Source organism: Streptomyces sp. I05A-00742 (assembly GCF_013055795.1).
Lineage (GTDB): Bacteria > Actinomycetota > Actinomycetes > Streptomycetales > Streptomycetaceae > Streptomyces.
Map to the genome: position 1 here is coordinate 1 of NZ_JABETO010000089.1, position 2,190 is coordinate 2,190.

Annotated in this window: 1 protein-coding gene; it reads right to left on the reverse strand. The window is 76.5% G+C overall.

Features of this window, described 5'->3' with window-relative positions; all coding sequences use genetic code 11:
* Positions 1–139: 139 nt before the first annotated feature.
* Positions 140–1,888: a response regulator gene (locus HN013_RS34295; protein WP_398981254.1), complete on the reverse strand. Its 1,749-nt coding sequence runs from the start codon at positions 1,886–1,888 to the stop codon at positions 140–142.
* Between the last annotated feature and the right edge of the window lie 302 nt (positions 1,889–2,190).

Genomic DNA, 2,190 nt, shown 5'->3' on the forward strand with positions numbered 1-2,190 from the left:
CCACGCACCCCCAGTCAACGACCGGTCCCCGGCCCCCGCTCCGCGTAGCCAGCCGCTGTGGGCCCGGAGGGCACGAGACGAAAGGGACGGACGGATGAATGGGCGCAATACCGCTCAACTCAGGCGGCACCCCCGGCACTTACGCCGGGTTGGTGCCGATCTTCGTCAGGAGGTCGACGATTCGGCCCTGCACCTCGGGGCTGGTGGAGCGTTCGGCGAGGAAGAGGACGGTTTCGCCGGAGGCGAGGTGGGGGAGTTGGGCGGGGTCGATGCCGGCGGAGGTGTAGACGACGAGGGGGGTGCGGTTGAGGAGGCCCTGGGAGCGGAGCCAGTCGAGGATGCCGGCGCGGCGGCGGCGTACCTGCATCAGGTCCATCACCACCAGGTTGGGGCGGATCTGACCGGCCAGCGTCACGGCCTCGGAGTCCGTGGCGGCACAGGCCACCTGCACGCCGCGCCGCTCCAGGGTCGCGGTGAGCGCGTTGGCGATCGGCTCGTGCTCCTCGACCAGCAGGACGCGGGCCGGGTGCATCTCGCTGTCGCGCGGGGCCAGCGCCTTGAGGAGGACGGCCGGGTCGGCGCCGTACGCCGCTTCCCGCGTGGCCTGTCCGAGGCCCGCCGTGACGAGGACGGGGACCCCGGCCGCCACGGCGGCCTGCCGCAGGGCCTGGAGAGCGGTGCGGGTGATCGGCCCGGTGAGCGGGTCGACGAACAGCGCCGCCGGGTAGGCCGCCATCTGGGCGTCGACCTCTTCGCGCGAGTGCACGATCACCGGCCGGTAGCCGCGGTCGGTCAGGGCCTGGGTGGTCGAGGTGTCCGGGGCGGGCCAGACCAGGAGCCGGCGCGGGTTGTCCAGCGGCTCGGGCGGCAGTTCGTCGTCCACGGGCGGGGGGACGGGGCCGGTGGAGTTGACGATCTCCACGGCACCGTTGGGACCGTCCAGCGGCTCCGGGCCCTCGGCGCCCTCGTCCGGTGCTCCTATCGCGAAGGCGCGGCCTTCCTGAGCAGCCGGCGGCCGGGGGCCGATCGGGCCGGGACGTGGAGCCGGTGCGGGCGCCTGTGCCTGACCTTGCCCCTGCCCCTGCCCCTGTCCCTGTCCCTGCCCTTGACCCTGTCCCTCACGCTCGTCGGCGGGATTGCCCAGCTTGCGCCGCCGACCGGACCCGGCGCTCCCGCCGGCCGGGGTTCCGCCGGGAGGGGTGTCCCCGCTCTGCTGGGCATACGGCGCGCCCTGTCCGAGCGTGCGCACGCTGATGGCGCGGGCGACGTCGCCCGCACCCGGTTGTGCCGCCGCGCCCGGCTCCTCCGCCAGCGCCCGGCGCGCACGCCGGCGCCCGGTGGGCGGTGCGTCGGGACCGGCTCCGGCACCGGGGTGAGCACCGGCGGGAGTTCCGGGACCGCTTTGGCCGCCATGGCCGCCGAGAACACCGATGCCGGCAGTCCCGGACGGGACGGACGCGTCGGAAGGAGCACCCGGGCCGACCGGACCCACAGCCCCGCCCTGACCGCCCTGACCACCCTGACCGCTCTGACCGCCCTGCTCCCCGGCACCGGTCCGCCCGTCCGGACGGATCAGCCCTTCCGGACCGAACGAACCCTCCGAACCCGCCTGCCCCACCGGCACCGTGGGACGAGCGGCATCGGCATGACCGGCCTCGGCCGGGCCGGAGTGCCCCGAAGCCGTAGGCGGAGCAGCAGGCCCCACGGGCCCGGCGGGTCCCATGGGCAACGCGCTTCCACCAGGAGCACCCGCACCCGCACCCGCGTCCGCGGGTCCGACGGGTCGTACAGGGCCCGTGGGCCCGGCGGGGCCAGCACCCTCCACCGGCACAGGAGGCGCGACCGGACCGGCAGGGCCAGCAGGACCGGCAGGACCGGCAGGACCCATGGGCCCACCCTGCGTCGGCACCGGCCGCCCCGGGGCCTGTCCCGCACCCACACCCGGGACACCAGCACCCACACCCGCAACGCCCACACCCGCACCAGGCGCCGGCTTGCGATCCGCCTCCGCCGGGGGCAGCGCGAACGGCCCGCGCGGGACGTCGGGTTCGGCGTCGGCCTGGCCGGGGATCGGGTGTTCGGGCGCCTCCGCCAGAGCGCGCCGGCCCCGGCGGCCGGTGGGCGCGGCGGCCTCGGCGGCCGGCGCGGGCCCCCGGTCCGCCTCGGCGGGAGGCAGCGCGAAGGCCGTAC